18 protein-coding genes and 1 tRNA gene are annotated in these 16196 nt (G+C 65.3%); 5 read left to right on the plus strand and 14 right to left on the minus strand.

Annotated features, from left to right (window positions below; genetic code table 11):
* Positions 1–10: 10 nt before the first annotated feature.
* From BST14_RS10265 to BST14_RS10275, 3 genes are read right to left on the minus strand one after another with little or no spacing between them, the layout of a single operon-like run.
* Positions 11–1255 (minus strand): metal-dependent hydrolase family protein, encoded by a 1245-nt coding sequence (locus BST14_RS10265; RefSeq protein WP_083064397.1) that lies wholly within the window; start codon positions 1253–1255, stop codon positions 11–13.
* On the minus strand, positions 1252–1578 hold the full coding sequence (locus BST14_RS10270) for a hypothetical protein (protein ID WP_083064398.1): 327 nt from the start codon (positions 1576–1578) through the stop codon (positions 1252–1254). The genes BST14_RS10265 and BST14_RS10270 overlap by 4 nt, the downstream gene beginning before the upstream one ends.
* A 4-nt stretch (positions 1579–1582) precedes the next feature.
* A complete protein-coding gene (locus BST14_RS10275; protein WP_083064399.1) occupies positions 1583–2851 on the minus strand; it encodes an aromatic ring-hydroxylating oxygenase subunit alpha in 1269 nt (422 codons plus the stop codon).
* A gap of 184 nt (positions 2852–3035) precedes the next feature.
* On the opposite strand from BST14_RS10275, the gene BST14_RS10280 reads away from it, so the two are divergent.
* Positions 3036–4439, plus strand: a complete 1404-nt coding sequence (locus BST14_RS10280) for an aldehyde dehydrogenase (protein ID WP_083064400.1) — start codon at positions 3036–3038, stop codon at positions 4437–4439.
* Between the two features lie 151 nt (positions 4440–4590).
* Positions 4591–6225, plus strand: a complete 1635-nt coding sequence (locus BST14_RS10285) for a fatty acyl-AMP ligase (RefSeq protein ID WP_211280692.1) — start codon at positions 4591–4593, stop codon at positions 6223–6225.
* A gap of 17 nt (positions 6226–6242) precedes the next feature.
* On the opposite strand, the gene BST14_RS10290 is transcribed toward BST14_RS10285, so the two are convergent.
* Positions 6243–6437 (minus strand): long chain fatty acid-CoA synthetase Faa4p, encoded by a 195-nt coding sequence (locus BST14_RS10290; protein ID WP_083064402.1) that lies wholly within the window; start codon positions 6435–6437, stop codon positions 6243–6245.
* Positions 6438–6758: 321 nt separating this feature from the next.
* Between BST14_RS10290 and BST14_RS10295 the strand changes: the two genes are divergently transcribed.
* Positions 6759–6965, plus strand: coding sequence for a hypothetical protein (locus BST14_RS10295; protein WP_211280696.1), 207 nt, complete (start codon positions 6759–6761; stop codon positions 6963–6965).
* A gap of 23 nt (positions 6966–6988) precedes the next feature.
* On the opposite strand, the gene BST14_RS10300 is transcribed toward BST14_RS10295, so the two are convergent.
* The 7 genes from BST14_RS10300 to pgm form a co-directional block, all read right to left on the minus strand.
* On the minus strand, positions 6989–9118 hold the full coding sequence (locus BST14_RS10300) for a hypothetical protein (RefSeq protein WP_142279342.1): 2130 nt from the start codon (positions 9116–9118) through the stop codon (positions 6989–6991).
* 140 nt (positions 9119–9258) lie between these two features.
* Complete coding sequence (locus BST14_RS10305; protein WP_142279343.1) at positions 9259–9558, minus strand: hypothetical protein; 300 nt, start codon at positions 9556–9558, stop codon at positions 9259–9261.
* A 92-nt stretch (positions 9559–9650) separates the two neighbouring features.
* The gene (locus BST14_RS10310; RefSeq protein ID WP_083064406.1) at positions 9651–10034 is read right to left on the minus strand and encodes a type II toxin-antitoxin system death-on-curing family toxin; all 384 of its coding nucleotides are present in this window, start codon (positions 10032–10034) and stop codon (positions 9651–9653) included.
* A complete protein-coding gene (locus BST14_RS10315; protein ID WP_083064407.1) occupies positions 10031–10237 on the minus strand; it encodes a CopG family transcriptional regulator in 207 nt (68 codons plus the stop codon). The genes BST14_RS10310 and BST14_RS10315 overlap by 4 nt, the downstream gene beginning before the upstream one ends.
* A gap of 188 nt (positions 10238–10425) precedes the next feature.
* Positions 10426–10498: transfer RNA gene (locus BST14_RS10320), tRNA-Ala, on the minus strand.
* 56 nt (positions 10499–10554) lie between these two features.
* Positions 10555–11763: an MFS transporter gene (locus BST14_RS10325; protein ID WP_142279349.1), complete on the minus strand. Its 1209-nt coding sequence runs from the start codon at positions 11761–11763 to the stop codon at positions 10555–10557.
* A 53-nt stretch (positions 11764–11816) separates the two neighbouring features.
* Positions 11817–13454, minus strand: a complete 1638-nt coding sequence (pgm, locus tag BST14_RS10330; RefSeq protein WP_083064408.1) for a phosphoglucomutase (alpha-D-glucose-1,6-bisphosphate-dependent) — start codon at positions 13452–13454, stop codon at positions 11817–11819.
* 79 nt (positions 13455–13533) lie between these two features.
* Between pgm and crcB (BST14_RS10335) the strand changes: the two genes are divergently transcribed.
* Complete coding sequence (gene crcB / locus BST14_RS10335) at positions 13534–13932, plus strand: fluoride efflux transporter CrcB (protein ID WP_083064409.1); 399 nt, start codon at positions 13534–13536, stop codon at positions 13930–13932.
* On the plus strand, positions 13929–14312 hold the full coding sequence (gene crcB / locus BST14_RS10340) for a fluoride efflux transporter CrcB (protein WP_083064410.1): 384 nt from the start codon (positions 13929–13931) through the stop codon (positions 14310–14312). Before crcB (BST14_RS10335) ends, crcB (BST14_RS10340) begins: the two co-directional genes overlap by 4 nt.
* 11 nt (positions 14313–14323) lie before the next feature.
* Here crcB (BST14_RS10340) and BST14_RS10345 read toward each other — a convergent pair whose 3' ends face one another.
* The 3 genes from BST14_RS10345 to BST14_RS10355 form a co-directional block, all read right to left on the minus strand.
* Positions 14324–14950 carry a GNAT family N-acetyltransferase gene (locus BST14_RS10345; RefSeq protein WP_083064411.1) on the minus strand — a complete coding sequence of 209 codons (627 nt, stop codon included), beginning with the start codon at positions 14948–14950 and terminating at the stop codon, positions 14324–14326.
* 38 nt (positions 14951–14988) lie between these two features.
* Positions 14989–15345 carry a DUF488 domain-containing protein gene (locus tag BST14_RS10350; RefSeq protein ID WP_083064412.1) on the minus strand — a complete coding sequence of 119 codons (357 nt, stop codon included), beginning with the start codon at positions 15343–15345 and terminating at the stop codon, positions 14989–14991.
* 41 nt (positions 15346–15386) lie between these two features.
* On the minus strand, positions 15387–16196 hold an 810-nt coding region (locus BST14_RS10355; protein WP_142279344.1), incomplete at its 5' end, for an integrase catalytic domain-containing protein.

Raw genomic sequence — 16196 nt, forward strand, 5'->3', positions numbered from 1 at the left:
CTCGCCTCCGTTACGCCGCCGGGGTCTTGTAGATCTGCCCGCTCTTCATGACAAAGCGAACGTCGAGGGTCGTGGCGATGTCGTCGAAAGGGTCGCCGGGGACGGCGATGATGTCCGCCAGATAGCCGGGTGCCAGTCTGCCCAACTCGTCCGCCTCGATCAGCTCGGCCGCCACCACCGTGGCCGCGCGGATCGCTTGCGCGGGGGTCATCCCCCGGTCGACCAGCGCGCCCAACTCCTTCGCGTTGTGGCCATGCGGGATGGCCGGCGCATCGGTGCCGCACGCGATCCGCACCCCCGCGTCAATCGCCTTGGGCAGCATCGACTTTGCCCGCGGGAATACCTCGAGCGCCTTCTTGCGTAGCTCGGGCGCGATGCGATCGATGGCCATGGCGTCGGTCAAATACGTGGTCGAGACCAGGAACGTACCGTGATCGACCATCATCTGGATGGTCTCGTCGCTGGCCAGGAAGCCGTGTTCGATGCAGTCGATCCCCGCGCGAATGCACGCTTGAATTGCGCTGTCCCCCACTGCGTGCGCGGCCACCCGAACTCCGGCCCGGTGGGCCTCGTCGGCGATGGCGGCGAACTCGGCATCGGAGTACTGCTGGGCGCCGGGCGCCGTGCTGTGCGACATCACCCCGCCCGAGGCGGACACCTTGATCAACTTGGCGCCGTGCCGAATTTGGTACCGCACGCAAGCGATCACGTCGGGCACCCCGTTGGCGATGCCTTCGGCGACCGAGAGCGGCATGACCCCGGGAGCCAACCGCTGGAAGACCGTCGGGTCCAGATGCCCGCCGTACGGGGTGACGGCATGTCCGGCGGGATAGACGCGCGGCCCGATGTGCCAGCCCTGGTCGATGGCGCGCTGCAGCGCCACGTCGAGCAGATAGCCGCCGGTCTTGACCATCAACCCGAGATTGCGCACCGTGGTGAACCCGGCCTCCAGGGTGGTGCGCGCGTTGACCGCGCCGCGCAGCGTGCGATACGCGGGGTCGTCCTGCACGCCGTGCATAGGTGCCGGCAGGCCGTCGGGGCCGCCGGGTCCACCGATGAGCAGGTTGAGCTCCATGTCCATCAGGCCCGGAAGCAGTGTCACGTCGCCGAGGTCGACGATGGTGGCCGAATCCGGGAGCGGCTCTTGGGGATTGATCGCGGTGATGCGTTCGCCGTCGATCACCACCTCCGCCGGCGTGTGGATCTGACCGATCACGACGTCAGCCCATCGCGCCGCCCGCAGCACAAAGGTCATGGCACCGGCTCGGACACGCAATCCAAGCTCGCAGCACCCGAATCGGGGACCCGGGGCTGTTTCCAGCACTCCACCGGGAACGACACCATGATCATGGAGTAGAGCAGGTGCATCAGATTTAGGACGTCGTCGGGCAAGTCGTCGAGGGAAAACTTGTCGCAGAACGCCAGCGCCTCTTCGGCACGCGGGGTGATCGCGTCGTAAAAGGCCTTCATTTCCGTCATGGAGCTGGCCAGCCTCTTGGCGTAGCGCTCCGGTTCGCTGGGCAGACACCAGTCGGCGAACCGTTCGAGGTCGGCGAACTCGGCGGGCAGCATCGACATCTTTTCACACTCCTGCCGTGGAGGTCCGGCGATAGTCGTCGATCCAGGCCGCCGTCTCCTTGTGTAGGTGACGGATCAGGACCTCCTGGTCGCACAGTAAGAACTCGTCGATCACCTGGGATTCGAGCATCGTCTGCGTCGCCTCCAGGGTATTGGCGTCCTGCAACCCGTACTCCTTGAACGACACGGCCGCCAATTCCTGAGCCACCCGCTCGCGCGGGGTACGGGGCGCCGGGAAGTACAGCGTTCCTTCAAACAGGTGGCTGTTGTACGACGTCGGCCAGTAGTGATAGGTCAGATACCAGCCCTGGCCCCAGAACAGGATGACGAAGTTGGGGAACAGCTGGAACGAGTCCAGGCCCCACGGGTCGCATTTCGCGGGGTTGAGCCCGGCTGGCATCGGCCCGAGATCGGGCTTGTCCCACGGCCCGAACAGTCCGCTCTGGCAGATGTCCTCCATCGGCTTGCGCATCTCTTCGGCCATTTCCCAGGCCCGCACCCCCGACGTGCTGACCAGCCGGTGAGGCCCGTCCAGCCGGTAGTGCGGGGCTTCAAATCCCGCCTCGGCGGCCGCCTTTGAGTACGCGGTCGGCGACTGGTTCGCATGCAGCACCGGGGCGTGATAGAACTCCTGGAAAGCGTCCATGTAGAGCTTCCAGTTCGCCTTGACTTCCGAGCGGTAGTACCAGCGGGAGGTCATCTTGTCGAAGGGGTAGCCCTCCAACCCAGTGATCATGGGACCCAGGAACTCTCGCAATGACTGCTCGGGTTTCTTGCCGAAGTTGACGAAGATGAAGCCTTCCCAGACCTCGCAGTGCACCGGCACCAGGCCGTAGCGACTCTTGTCGAGGTTGAAGAACTCGTCCTCCTGCTGCACGAAGGTGAGGTTGCCGTCCAGGTCGTAGCGCCAGGCGTGGTATTTACAGGTGAACTGCCGGCACACGCCGCTCGTTTCCTCCTGCGGCATGTCGTTCCACACCAACTTGTTGCCGCGATGCCGGCAGACGTTGTGGTAGGCGTTGATGCCGCCTGATCCCGTGCGCACCAAGATGATTGACGTGTTGACGACTTTCAGCTCCCTGGTGAGGTAACTGCCTTTGCGCGGGAGCTGTTCAACGCGACCGACATTGAGCCAAGCCCGTTTGAAGATGGCCTCGCGTTCCAGCTCGTAGATCTCCGGGCTGACGGAGTCCTGATATGACACCGGGTCGGTGCCCAATTCCGGGTAGTGCTCGGTCCAGCTGCCCTCCGGCGGTTTGGGGAATCGAGCCATGATCGCTCCTTAAGCAGTCCGATCTCTTAGAACCTTCGGCGCCCAGCCGGGTACTGCAGTACGGTCTGCCGAAACAACCACCTGCGCACCGGTTTCACCGATCCCTGAGAGCCCCGTCACGGCCGACGGTATATCCTCGACCCCATCAATAGCAAGTAGTTGATATTGGCCTCGGGAGGCGCGGATGGACCGCAGCGTCGTACAAGTCATCTCACCACACACCGAAGAACCCATCGCCGAGGTCGATGCGGCGGGATCCGACGGTGTCGACGCCGCGGTGGCCGCCGCGCGCGCGGCCTTGACGTCGGCGCCCTGGGGCCGCAGCGAACCATCGGAACGAATCGCCGCTATCCGGCGTTTGGCCGACATCTATGACCGGCGCCGCGGCGAGATGGCCGACACCATCACCGCCGAGATCGGCGCGCCGATCAGCTTCGCCCAGCGTGCCCAGGTCGGCCTGCCCGCATTCATGATCCGCGCTTTCTGCGACCTGGCCGAGCGGCATCAGTGGCAGGAGACCAGGGCCGGATTCTTCGGCAGCGACGTGCTGGTCCGCAAAGAGCCCGTCGGCGTCGTCGCGGCGATCGTGCCGTGGAACATGCCCCAATTCCTCATCGTCACCAAGCTGGTGCCCGCGCTGCTGGCCGGCTGCACCGTCGTGCTGAAGCCCGCGCCCGAAAGCCCGTTGGATGCCTTGCTTTTAGCCGAGATGATCGACGAGGCGGGCCTGCCGCCCGGCGCCGTCAGCGTGCTGCCCGGCGACGCGACCCTCGGCGCCTACCTGGTCGGCCACCGCGGCGTGGACAAGGTGTCGTTCACCGGCTCCACCGCGGCCGGGCACGCCGTCGCCGCGGCCTGCGCGGCCAACCTCACCAAGGTCAGCCTCGAACTCGGCGGAAAGTCCGCGGCCCTGGTCCTCGACGACGCGGCGCCCGACAAGGTCGCCGCCGGGGTGCGATCGGCCAGCCTGTCCAACAGCGGCCAGATCTGCAACGCCCTGACCCGCGTCCTGGTGCCCCATGCGCGCCATGACGAGTACGTCGACGCGCTCGCCGCGGAGATGTCCGGCCTTCGCGTCGGCGATCCCGCCGACCCGAAAACCCAGCTCGGCCCCCTGGTCTCTCGTCGCCAGCAGCAGCGCGTTCGCGATTACATCCACGTCGGTCGACGGGAGGGCGCGCGGCTGATCGTCGGCGGCGCCGACATGCCCGACGGACTCGACCGTGGCTGGTACGTCCGACCCACCCTGTTCGCGGCGGCCGACAACGCCATGCGCATCGCACGGGAGGAGATTTTCGGCCCCGTCATCACCGTCATCCCCTATCGCGACGAGGACCAGGCGGTCGCGATCGCCAACGATTCGGACTACGGCCTGGCCGGATCGGTGTGGGGCAACGACACCGACCGGGCCCTGGCACTCGCCGCGCGGATCCACACCGGGACGGTCGGCATCAATCAGGGCTACACCATGGACCCGTTTGCGCCCTTCGGCGGCGTCAAAGGCAGTGGCTACGGCCGAGAACTCGGACCCGAAGGGCTCGACGGCTACGTGGATACCAAATCGATCGCCGTGGCGCCGGCCGGCTAAAGCCCTTCCGCTCTTGACGTACCTGCGCACCAACTCGGCGGTGCGCCTTCCCAGGCTGCGCGCGTAAGAGCAGTAAGGTTGCCCCGTCACCTCATAGTGCCGAGATGGCCAAAATCGGGCCCACCAAAAACCTGACACATGGGAGATGACAGTGAGCAGATTCCTGGAGTCGATGCTCAGCGCCGCCGAGTCAAGCAACCATGGCTTGGTCACCGGAGACCCCGGTTCGCCCGTTCGGTCTACCTGGCGTGACGTTCATCAGCGCGCTCGGCGGGTGGCTGGTGGATTGGCCGCGCTGGGGATCGGTCCGGGTGATCGGGTCGGTGTGCTGGCCGGTGCCCCGGTGGAAGTCGCACCGATCGCGCAGGGAGTGTGGTTGCGAGGCGCGTGTTTGACGATGCTGCAGCAGCCGACGCCGCGCACCGATCTACAGGTATGGGTACACGACACCTTGGCGGTCATCACCATGATTGAGGCGACCGTCGTGATCGTGTCAGATCCGTTCATGGCCGTCCGGGAGGTGCTGGCCGGGCACGCTGTCACAGTGGTAACGTTCGCCGAGTTATTAAACGCCGCACCGATTGACGCCGTCGACAGCGATGAAGCCGACTTGGCGCTCCTGCAGTTGACCTCGGGCTCGACGGATTGCCCCAAAGCGGTGACGATCACCCATGCCAATGTGATCGCCAATGCCGAGGCGATGTTCGTGGGCGCCCAGTACGACCTGGATATCGATGTGATCGTGAGCTGGTTGCCTCTGTTTCATGACATGGGGATGACCGGATTTCTGACGGTGCCAATGCTATTCGGTGCCGAGTTGGTCAAGATCACTCCGGTCGACTTCCTGTCCGATATCTTGTTGTGGCCCAGATTGATCGACAAATACCGGGCCACCATGACCGCGGCGCCGAATTTTGCCTACGCGTTACTGGCCAAGCGGTTACGGCGGCATGCCCAGCCCGGCGATTTCGATCTGTCGTCGTTACGGTGGGCCTTGTCAGGTTCCGAACAGGTCGATCCGGCCGATGTGGAAGAACTTTGTGCGGCCGGGGCGCCGTTCGGGCTGCGTTCCGAAGCGATCTTGCCGGCGTATGGAATGGCCGAAACGACTGTGGCAGTGTTTTTTTCGGAGTGCGGCCACGGCCTGGTCGTCGATGAGGTAAACCGCGACATGCTGGCGGTGCTGCGTCGGGCAGTGCCCGCCGCCACCGGCAACACCTGCCGGCTGGCTTCGCTGGGCCCACCGCTGAAGGGTATGCAGGCCCGCATCGTTGATGAGGACGGCGCCGTCCAGCCAACGCGCGGCGTGGGGCTGATCGAGGTGCGAGGAGACTCGGTCACATCCGGGTACGTCACGACGGGCGGCTTTGTAGCCGCCCAAGACGACCAGGGCTGGCTGAATACCGGCGATCTGGGTTATTTCACTGAGCTAGGCCACGTCGTGGTTTGCGGCCGGGCCAAGGACGTCATCATCATGGCCGGACGCAACATCTACCCCACTGATGTCGAACGTGCCGCCGGGCGGGTGGCCGGGGTGCGCGCAGGGTGTGTGGCGGCCGTGCGACTCGATGCCGGCCGGTCGCGGGAATCGTTTGCCGTTGCGGTCGAATCGAATGACGTCAATGACCCCGCCCAAGTACGGCGCATCAAGCACGAGGTTGCCCACGAAGTCGTCACCGAAGTCGCGGCGCGCCCGCGCAATGTGGTGGTACTGGCCCCAGGTGCGATTCCCAAGACACCGTCGGGAAAGTTAAGGCGCGGCTACGCGCTGTCCCTGGTCACCTGACGCGCTGAGATCGGCCGCTAGCTGGTCTCGCTGGCGACGTACACGGCGACATACCCGATGGGGATGCCGGTCCAAGTTGCGATGCACTCCCGCGCCGCCAGCTCAACGGTGGCCCGGCTGCTGGCGCGGGTGACCCTGCCGACCTCGGGAATCCGGATCATCCATCCATCCGAGTCGCGAGTGATTTCGATGTCGAAGCACTGGCCGACCATCGGGCACGTCACGCGGGGAGCGACCCGCGCTCGGCGGGCGCTGCGCAACGATTGACGGCGCAACAGAGCGGGCTGAACAGGCATGGCTGCTTTCCTGAGTCGCGAACGAACCGCGGGCAAGACTAATCCAGCATCCAGGCGAAAACCTAATTGGCGGTCTCAAGCGGATAACGACGAAATGACGACGACGAAATGACGACGTATTCCTCGTCTCCGGGCAGTAACCGAGTGGCGGCAGCCGCCGAGGCTATGATGTGACGTAGACCACATCTCGTCGTGGCATGTTGCGGGCGTCACACCGAAGGGGATTTCATGGTTGGCGTGGATCGTCCCCATAAGACCGTCATCGCGCCTCGTACCGGCGCGGCGGTCAATTCACACCGTCTGCTCGTTGCCGTCCTGACCGTCACCGTCTTCATCTGCGCGATTGTGGGTGTCATCGCGGCCGCGATGATGGGGCAAACCACCGCCGCGCTCCTCATCGCGTTGGTGGCCGGTGGGTGGTTCTCGGCCGCCGCATTGTGCTGACCGCCGCGAAGGGCTTTATCTCGCTACGGTGAGTCCCGCTCGGTGCAGCGCGGAAGCCGCTGCAGCGCCCCGGGATCGCTCTGCACCCGCAGGCGGCGTCGTCCGTCCTCCTCGGTGTCGACGCCAACGGGCGCCTCGTTGCCGCCCGCGCTGGCCGGATCGATAACAAGCTCCAGTTGGTCGGCGTCGACGAACAAGACGGCGTCGTCGTGCGACAGCCTCCACGGGTGGCCGCCGGTGGGCCACCGGCCACCGACGGCGCGGACGCCGGCGCCGTTGCCTTCCGAATCTTCGTCCGCATTGGCCGCGACGCAATCAATCCACAGCTTTGCCGGCACCGGGCGGAAATACACCGCGAGGCGTTGCCGATTGAGGTCGACGTCAATCGGCATCCCGATCGGAGGAAGCGACGTGCCTTCGGGTTGGTCGTTCAGCGATTTCTTGACCTGACGGGAACCGATTCCGGTGCCGAACCAGTCGATGGTCAGGACGGTGGTGATGTACTGCGCGATGGCCAGGGTCAACAATCCCCCTGCGCCGGCGGCACCCACCCCGGCCGCCCCCGCGACCCAGGTCACCGGCAGCGCGAGCAGACCGATGACGGCCGCCGCTCCCGCGGCCGTGGCCACTTTGCCGGCCGCGGTCAGGCTGAAGTCCGCAGTCACGTCCGGCTCAGAGTTCTGCGCCGGTCGCACCCCCACCGTCCGCGGCAGCCGATCGAATCGCTCCCTGACCCGCTTGACTTGCGCCTCGTACTGCTCGGTGCTCAGGTGATGGGAGCGCTTCCTCTCGCCGGCCAGATTCAGCGTCTCTTCCAGAAGCTCGATGGTGTCAATGTCCTCGCGCAGCAGCTCTTTCCCCTTCGGGTCGCGCGGGATGTCGCCGAGGCCCATCTCATAGGTCACCTTGAACGTGGCCTTGAAGTCGTAGAGCGTGGTTTCGGCGCTCACGGTGCCGTCGACGACCAACCGGCCATCCCCGGTTCGCGGCACGATGTCGGCGTCGAGGCCGTCGAGGCTTCGATCTTGCCCGCCGATGCTGATGGTCTTCGGCCCCGCCAGCGCGCACGGCGCATCGGGGTCGAAGTCGCGCTCGTCGAGATCGAAACTGTTCATCACGGTGTCACGGACCTGCCGCAAAATGCTCCACCCGGTGGCGGCCAAAGCCGCCCTCTCACCCGGGTTTTCGGCGAGAACGGACGGGGGCAGCTCCTCGCCGGGCGGCAACTCGCGCAGCGTATGCAGCTGCACCACCATAGATTCCTCGGTCACGTCGCCCACCTCGAAGCGCTGCACCATAGCGTCGAGCTGCTTGACCGTGCTGTCGTCCTGCGCGTCCGGGTCCACGTCCACCGGCGACGGCAGTAGCGCCTGAATCCCGTTGTCTCCCATCGCCTCCAGTTGCGGGCGGATCGCGTCGGCGATCTGGGCGGCGAGCGAGTCGAGCACCCTGGTTCTGGCTTCGTCATCCGAGAGGCCGGGATGTTGCAGCTTCTCCAGCTTCACCATGAGCTCCCCGGCGATGCTGTGGGTGATCCAGTGCGCCTCGGCGTAATCGAGCTCCCAGCTGACCCGGGGGTCCTGTCCGGCAAAGACCGTGACCCCGCCCGCACGCCGCTCGGCGCGCGGACCGAACAGCCACCCGCCGTACCGGTCTGGCGACGGCCCGGCCACCAGCGCGGGAGCGTCCTGGGCGGTGAAGTTCAGCGCGATCGTCTGCTTGCCCGGCTCTATCTGGTGCGGCTCGAGCTGATCGTGAATCGTCAACCGCCCGAACAGCGGAATCTCGTTGTACGCAATCTCGCGCGACTCGCCGGCACGCGGTCCATCCGGGATCGTGATGGTGGCCGGCGGCAGCGATACCAGCGGGATGCAGGTGACCGAATCGAAGACGATCTTCGAATCGAAAATCACCAGGTCTATCGCAAAGTGCCGCCGCGGGTCGCGCAATTCACCGTCGGCTTCCTCCTGCCACAGCCGCTGTTGGGCGCCGAGGATGAACCAGACCCGGTCCAGGGTGAGGTCGAGTGTGGCCGTCGCCGAATAGCCGGCGCCGTCGACCGACTGGCTGTACTTGTCGCCGCTGAACATTTCGGCCGTCTGATCCTGCACGCGTTCGCGGTGGATCTCGATGATCGTGTCGGGGCGATGCATGTCATGACTCCGTCCCTCGGCGGTACGCATGGCGCCGTCGTCGTAGTGGGCTCGAGTGAACGTGGACGATGCACCAGAAAAGACGGACGCCAAAGCCGTTGCGCTAGATCGCAATTCGTTCGCAATCTGCTCGCACCTAGCTACGGACGTTCTTCAATCACGCACTGAACGATTCCGCTGGCAAAGCCTGGTTCAAATCCCATGTGCGCCACTTTCTCGGCCTCCGCAGCCGGGGAGACACCGGAATCGAGATCCTGCTCAATGACGCCAACGAGCTGGAGGCTTTGGGGGTCGTGCCCCGCCAGCGGCTCGGTCATCTTCCCTACGCAACGGCGATATCCGCTGTAGTCGGCGTGCGCAGACGCCGTCAGCACCGGCGGCCCGACGATCAAGACCCCGGCGGCCACGCCAACCCCGGCGGCGACGTAGATGAATCGCACGGGTTGCAGGATACCCAGCCACAACGATCGATAATCAGCAAACAATCGGTGGAGCTAAAGGGACTCGAACCCGTGCGCTCCCCTTCGGCAGCTCAGCCCTCGTGGTAGCTCCAGCTACGCAGTTTCTCTGCAATCTCGTCGAGATCGGGCATTGCGCCGGCGGCCACCCCGATCACAAGGTCGAAACGCTCGTCCTCCGGCGCGCTGATCCATTGAGCGTTGATGGCCAGGAACGTCCGGCAGGCCGTCCACGCAAGTCGCTTGTTGCCGTCCACCAACGCGTGATTCCGTGCCAGAGAATGCAGCAGCGCGGCCGCCTTCAGGTGCAGACCTAAGTACGCATCCTGGCCAAACACCGACGCGCGCGGTCGCGCCAGGGCCGATTCAAGCAAGCCGTAGTCGCTGACCACGACGTCCTTTCCCACGGCCTCTCGGGCAATTTCGAGCAGATCTTCGAGATCGAGGTAATCAGTCACGCGTCCTTGAGGCGCTCCAAGACCCCGGCCTCCTCGCGGACCACGCGCTGCAGCGCCGCGGTGACGTTGGCCTTGTGCGCCCGCCGGGCGATGTACTCGTCGATGGCAGACAGCGCGACGGCCTGCATCGACCGGCCCTCGGCGGCGGCCTGCCGGCGCAGCGCTTCTGCCTGCTGCTCACTGGGGCGCAAGGTCATTCCCATGACCCAAGATGATACCTGCTTGATACCACCGGTCTAAGCCTTCACACGAATCGCAACGCCCCCGGCACCGCGGCGGCCTGGCCGCACATAGATAGTTCTGGGAACCTTTGCCGCTGGGGGTTTTCGATTCGAGGCGCGGCGAGCAATTGAAAAACCGCTCCGATAGCTGTTCTGAACTGGTTAGAAAGTGGAGCTAAGGGGACTCGAACCCCTGACCCCCACACTGCCAGTGTGGTGCGCTACCAGCTGCGCCATAGCCCCGCGAAGTCGTGCCCATCGAAGCTACACCACCGGTAACCGTCCTTCAAAGTTGCTGCTCAGACCGGCTCGACGTCCGCCTCGGACGCCAGGAGATCGGCCTCGAGATCCGCCGCCGTGCGGGTCTCCGGCGCCACCACCCAACCGATGGCGGCGATCAGCAGAACGATCCCGCTGATGACGAAGCCCCACATATAGCTGAACTGCTCGGCGGCCCAACCGACCGCCATGGACCCGACGATGGCACCCAGATCCGACATCATTTGCACCGTCGCCACCGGGAGGCCCGCGCGTGCCTCGTTGCCCAGGATGTCGGCGACGGCGGCCTGCAGCGGTGACATGTAGATCCCCGTCATCGCTCCGACCACGCCGGCCGCCACCATGAAGACCGGCAAAGACGCGACGAAGCCCAGCCACACGGTCGCCGCTCCGGATGTCACCAGCCCGATGATCAACAGGGTGCGCCGCCCCATCCGGTCCGACAGGTAGCCGCTGGGGATGACCGCCAACGCGTTTCCACCCGCGAACGCCGCGAGCACCACGCCGATGATGCCGATGCCCCGGCCCATCACATCGGAGATGAACAGAGGGACCAGCGCGACGCGAAGGCCGAACGCGGACCAACCGGTCGCGAAGTTCGACAGCAGCGCCGAACGGTACGCGCGAACCCCCAGCGCCTCGCGCAGCGTCACCGTGGATCGCGTGGGGGGCGGCGGCGCGGCCAGCGCCGAATTCCGCAAGCTGTAGAACAGCACCACCGCGACGGCCAGCATGGCGACGCCGTAGACCACGAACGGAGCGGTCAACCCCCACCCCGCCGCCAGGCCGCCGACCGCCGGGCCGCCGACGGCGCCCACCATGAACGAGGTGGTGAACAGACCGGCGATCCGGCCGCGCGCATCGGGAGGGCTGATGTGGATCATCAGCCCCAGCGCCGAGACGTAAAACATCGTCGACCCGATGCCGCTGAAAACGCGGAAAAGCATTAGCTGCCAGTAAGCCTGGGAAAAGGCGCACGCGGCGGTGGACACCGCCACGATCAGCAAACCGCCGATGTAGATGCGCCGCTCACCCAACCGTTCGGTGAGCAGTCCACTGATCGGCGCGAAGCACAACCGGCTCAATGAAAAGACGGTGACCAAGAAAGTCACCGCCTTGATGCTCACCCCGAAGGTACGCGCAAAGGTCGGCAGCGCCGGCGAGATCACGCCGTAGCCAAGGGCGATCGTGATATTCGCCCAGCTCAGAATCCAGACTTCACGCGGCAGCCGGCTAGAACGGGACGCACGCCCCCCCGAGCGGACAAGCCGGCGGGAAAAAGTCACCCAATGACTTTATTAACCACCTCGCGCGCGGTCTCCTGCACCTCGGCCAAATGCTGCGGCCCCTTGAAGGATTCCGCGTAAATCTTGTAGACGTCCTCGGTGCCCGACGGTCGCGCGGCAAACCACGCATTGGCCGTCGTCACCTTCAATCCGCCCAGCGGTGCGCCATTGCCAGGCGCCGCGGTCAATTTCGCGGTAATCGGCTCCCCCGCCAATTCGGTCGCGGTCACCTGATCGGCGGAAAGCTTCGACAGGCGTGCCTTTTGGTCGCGATCGGCGGGCGCGTCGACCCGCGCGTAGCAGGGCGTGCCGTACTCGGCGGCCAGCTGCTGGTAGCGCTGGGACGGACTCAGCCCGGTGACCGCCAGGATCTCGGAAGCCAGCAGGGCCAGGATGATGCCGTCCTTATCGGTGGTCCACACCGAGCCGTCCTGCCGCAGGAACGACGCCCCGGCTGACTCCTCGCCGCCGAAGCCGATGGTGCCCTCGACCAGGCCGTCGACGAACCACTTGAATCCGACCGGCACCTCGATCAGCTTGCGACCGATGCCGGCGACCACCCTGTCGATCAGCGACGAACTGACGGCGGTCTTGCCGACGGCAATGCCGCTCGGCCACGACGGCCGCCGGGTGTAGAGGTATTCGATGGCCACCGCTAGGTAGTGGTTCGGGTTGAGCAGGCCCCCGTCGGGCGTGACGATGCCATGGCGGTCGGAGTCGGCGTCGTTGCCGGTGGCGATCTGGTAGCGGTCCGAGGTGGTGATGGTCGAAATCAGCCCAGCCATCGCGTCCGGCGAGCTGCAATCCATCCGTATTTTGCCGTCGTGGTCGAGGGTCATGAATCGCCAGGTCGCGTCGACCAGCGGATTGACCACGGTCAAGTCCAGGCGATGCCGCTGAGCGATCTCGCCCCAATAGTCGACGCTCGCCCCACCCAGCGGGTCGGCGCCGATACGCACCCCGGCCTCGCGGATGGCATCGACGTTGACCACGTTCGGCAGGTCGTCGACATAGTTGCCCAGGTAGTCGTGGCGCTGCACGGTCTGCAGCGCACGGGCCAGCGGGATGCGCTTGACGCCCGCCCCGTCGCGCAGGATCTCGTTGGCGCGCTGGGCAATTGCGTTGGTTGCGTCAGTGTCGGCGGGGCCGCCGTTGGGTGGGTTGTACTTGAAGCCGCCGTCCGACGGCGGGTTGTGCGACGGGGTCACGACGATACCGTCGGCCAACGCCTCGGTGCGGCCTCGGTTGTAGGTGACGATGGCGTGGCTGACCGCCGGGGTGGGCGTGTACCGGTCGCGGGAATCGATGACGGCCACCACCTCATTGGCGGCCAGCACCTCCAGCGCCGACACCCACGCCGGCTCGGAAAGCCCGTGGGTGTCCCGGCCGATGAACAACGGACCAGTCACGCCGTGCGCGGCGCGGTACTCGACGATGGCCTGGGTGATCGCCAGGATGTGCGCCTCGTTGAACGCGCCGTTGAGCGCCGACCCGCGATGGCCCGACGTGCCGAACGCCACCCGCTGGGCGACGTCACCGGGGTCGGGCGCGATCGAGTAATACGCCGTCACCAGGTGCGGCAGGTCGACAAGGTCTTCGGGCTGGGCCGGCTGACCGGCGCGCGGATGGGCCATGTCAGCCAATTGTGCCCGTGCTCCACTCGCATGTCGCTCTATGCTGCGAAGCGTTCACAAGCTCGAAAGGACTTGACCCGTGGCTCAACGGGACTATCGCGAATTGGCCGCGGTGTTTGCCGGTGGTGCGCTGGGTTCCCTGGCCCGCGTCGCGCTGAGCACCCTCGCCGGCGCCGACCCGGCCAGCTGGCCGTGGCCCACGTTCGCGGTCAACATCGTCGGGGCCTTCTTGGTGGGTTACTTCACCACCCGGCTGCTGGAGCGATTGCCGACGTCAAGCTATCGGCGGCCCCTGCTCGGCACCGGATTGTGCGGCGGTTTAACCACTTTCTCGACGATGCAGGTCGAGACGTTGCGGATGATCGAGCACGGCCACTGGGTGCTGGCCGTCGGATACACGGTCACCAGCACCGTGCTGGGATTGCTGGCGGTGCACCTCGCCACCAAATTGGTGCGCCGTGTCCGGATTCGGCGATGACGGCCGCCACCGTGACGACGGCTCTACTCTGGGTCGGCGTCGTGCTGATCGGCGGCATCGGGTCGGTGCTGCGTTTCGTTATCGATCGCACCGTGGCGCGCCGGTTATCTCGGCCGTTTCCGTTCGGGACGCTGGCCGTGAACGTCAGCGGCGCAGCGCTTTTGGGTTTCCTCGGCGGCCTGGCGTTGAATAAGGAGGCTGCCCTGCTGGTGGGCACCGCCTTCGTCGGCGCCTACACCACCTTTTCCACCTGGATGCTGGAAACGCAGCGGCTCGGCGAGGAACGTCGCTTGCACGCCGCGCTGGCCAACATCCTCGTCAGCGTCGTGCTGGGGGAAGCGGCGGCCTTGATCGGACAGCAGATCGCGCAACAACTTTGACGCGCGACGCCTCAGCCGTCGCGCCGGCGAGGGATGTCCTCGGGGGTGCGGGGCAGCACGTACAGCGCCATCCGCCGATTCGACATGTCATGCTCGCCGAGAAATGCGCAACCGCTGCGCTCACAAAACTTGCGCGCCAACACGTTGCGATGGTCGGGATCGAACATGATGCGGCGACATTGCGGATCGAGGGTGAGGATGCTGACCACCAAATAGGGCAGCAGGTAACTGACGTGCCCCCGCTCGATGTAGTCCAGATCGGCGACCGCGACGTGCAATCCCAGATCGTGGGGGTCGTAGTCATATCGTGCAGCAATGGAATCCTTTGCCGCCCTGTACAACTCGATATATGCCCGATCAACCCCGTCCAGGGTGGCGATGAACGGCCGCGAAAATTCGCCTTCCAGTTGCGCCTGCAGATATCGGTGCCACCGCTCCACCGGCCAGTTGGACTCCCAGGCCTGCACCAAATGAGGCCGGCTCATCCACTCCGCGATCGTTTCGGCGTCGGCGTCCGGGTCGACAACACGCAGCCCGTAGGGTTCGGGCAGGTCTGGGATGGGCGGCGGCCCGACACTGCTGATCGCCTCGGGAAGATCGATGAGTTCCCGCGGGAGGATGGGCTGGGTGTCAGTCATTTCTCATCGAGCCTACGACGCCGCTTTTCAGACGCGGTTCAGCGGGCTTGGAGGAGCTTCGCCAGGACGGCCGCCTGGCTGATTTCGACGTCGCGAGTCGCGGTGACCAGCGTGACCGACCTCCGCTTGACGAGCTCGCGCAGCTCTTGCAGGGCGCCACTGTCGCGCAGTTCGCTTCTGTAGCGTGCCGCAAATTCGTCGAACCGGTTTGCGTCGTGGTGATACCACTGGCGGAGGTCCTTCGACGGCGCCACGTCTTTGCACCAAATGCCCACTCGCGGGTCGTCTTTGCGTACACCTCGCGGCCAGACCCGATCGACCAGCACGCGCTGCCCCTCGTCGGGGCCGACCTCGTCGTAGACCCGCGCCACCTGGATGCGACTTCTGGCGCTCACAGCACCAGGTTAGCGACGAGTCAGTGGCGTGTTGCCTCACGTCAAGATGCGCGCGAGGGTGGATTCGTTGCCTCATGTGTTTGTGCGCGCTTGGGGATGCGGATTCTGCTGGAGGGTTCGGACTTGGTCGTGGTCACTTTGAGCAGCTGTGCGGTCAGGGCCTGGATTTGGCGCTGAGTGGCGGCGGGGTTGATCAAAGCGTGGGTTCGGGTCATGGACGCTATGCGGTCATCGGTCATGGTGGGGTGATCGATCGCGCGGCGGAATGGGGTGGTCGCAGTGTCGTATTTTTTGGTCACTTTGGCGCCGTCGCGGACCTTGGAGAGTAGTTTCTGCTGCGGGTAGAAGTAGTTGGTTAACTGGGACTGCAGCTGCCAGATTTCGTTAAGTAGCAACATTTCTGGGGCGGTATCGTAGCGGTGGTAGCCGACCAGGGTGCGGACCACCGCCCAGTTCTTCTGCTCGACGTGACAGCCGTCGTTTTTGTTGGTCGGCCGCGCCCGGGTGAAGGTGATCTCGCGGTTCCTGCACCAAAGGAACAGATAGACGTTGATGAACTCGGCTCCGTTGTCGGAGTCCACCCCCAGGATCGGGAACGGCATCTTGGCAGCGATGCTTTCCAAAGCGGCCAGGACGCACTTGGCCTCCTTGGTAGGCACCGAGCGGTTCTCGGTCCATCCCGTGGCGATATCGGTGACCGTGAGGGTGAATGCGAACGGCCCGATGGTGTTTCCGCCGTCGTGGGAGACTAAGTCGATCTCGACAAAGCCCGGCTTGGCGTCGTCCCAGTCTGCCCAGGTGCGTACCGGGATTTGGCTTCGCAGCAGCGACCCCGGTTTGGTGGCACGACG

It is taken from the genome of Mycobacterium arosiense ATCC BAA-1401 = DSM 45069 (assembly GCF_002086125.1).
Lineage (GTDB): Bacteria > Actinomycetota > Actinomycetes > Mycobacteriales > Mycobacteriaceae > Mycobacterium > Mycobacterium arosiense.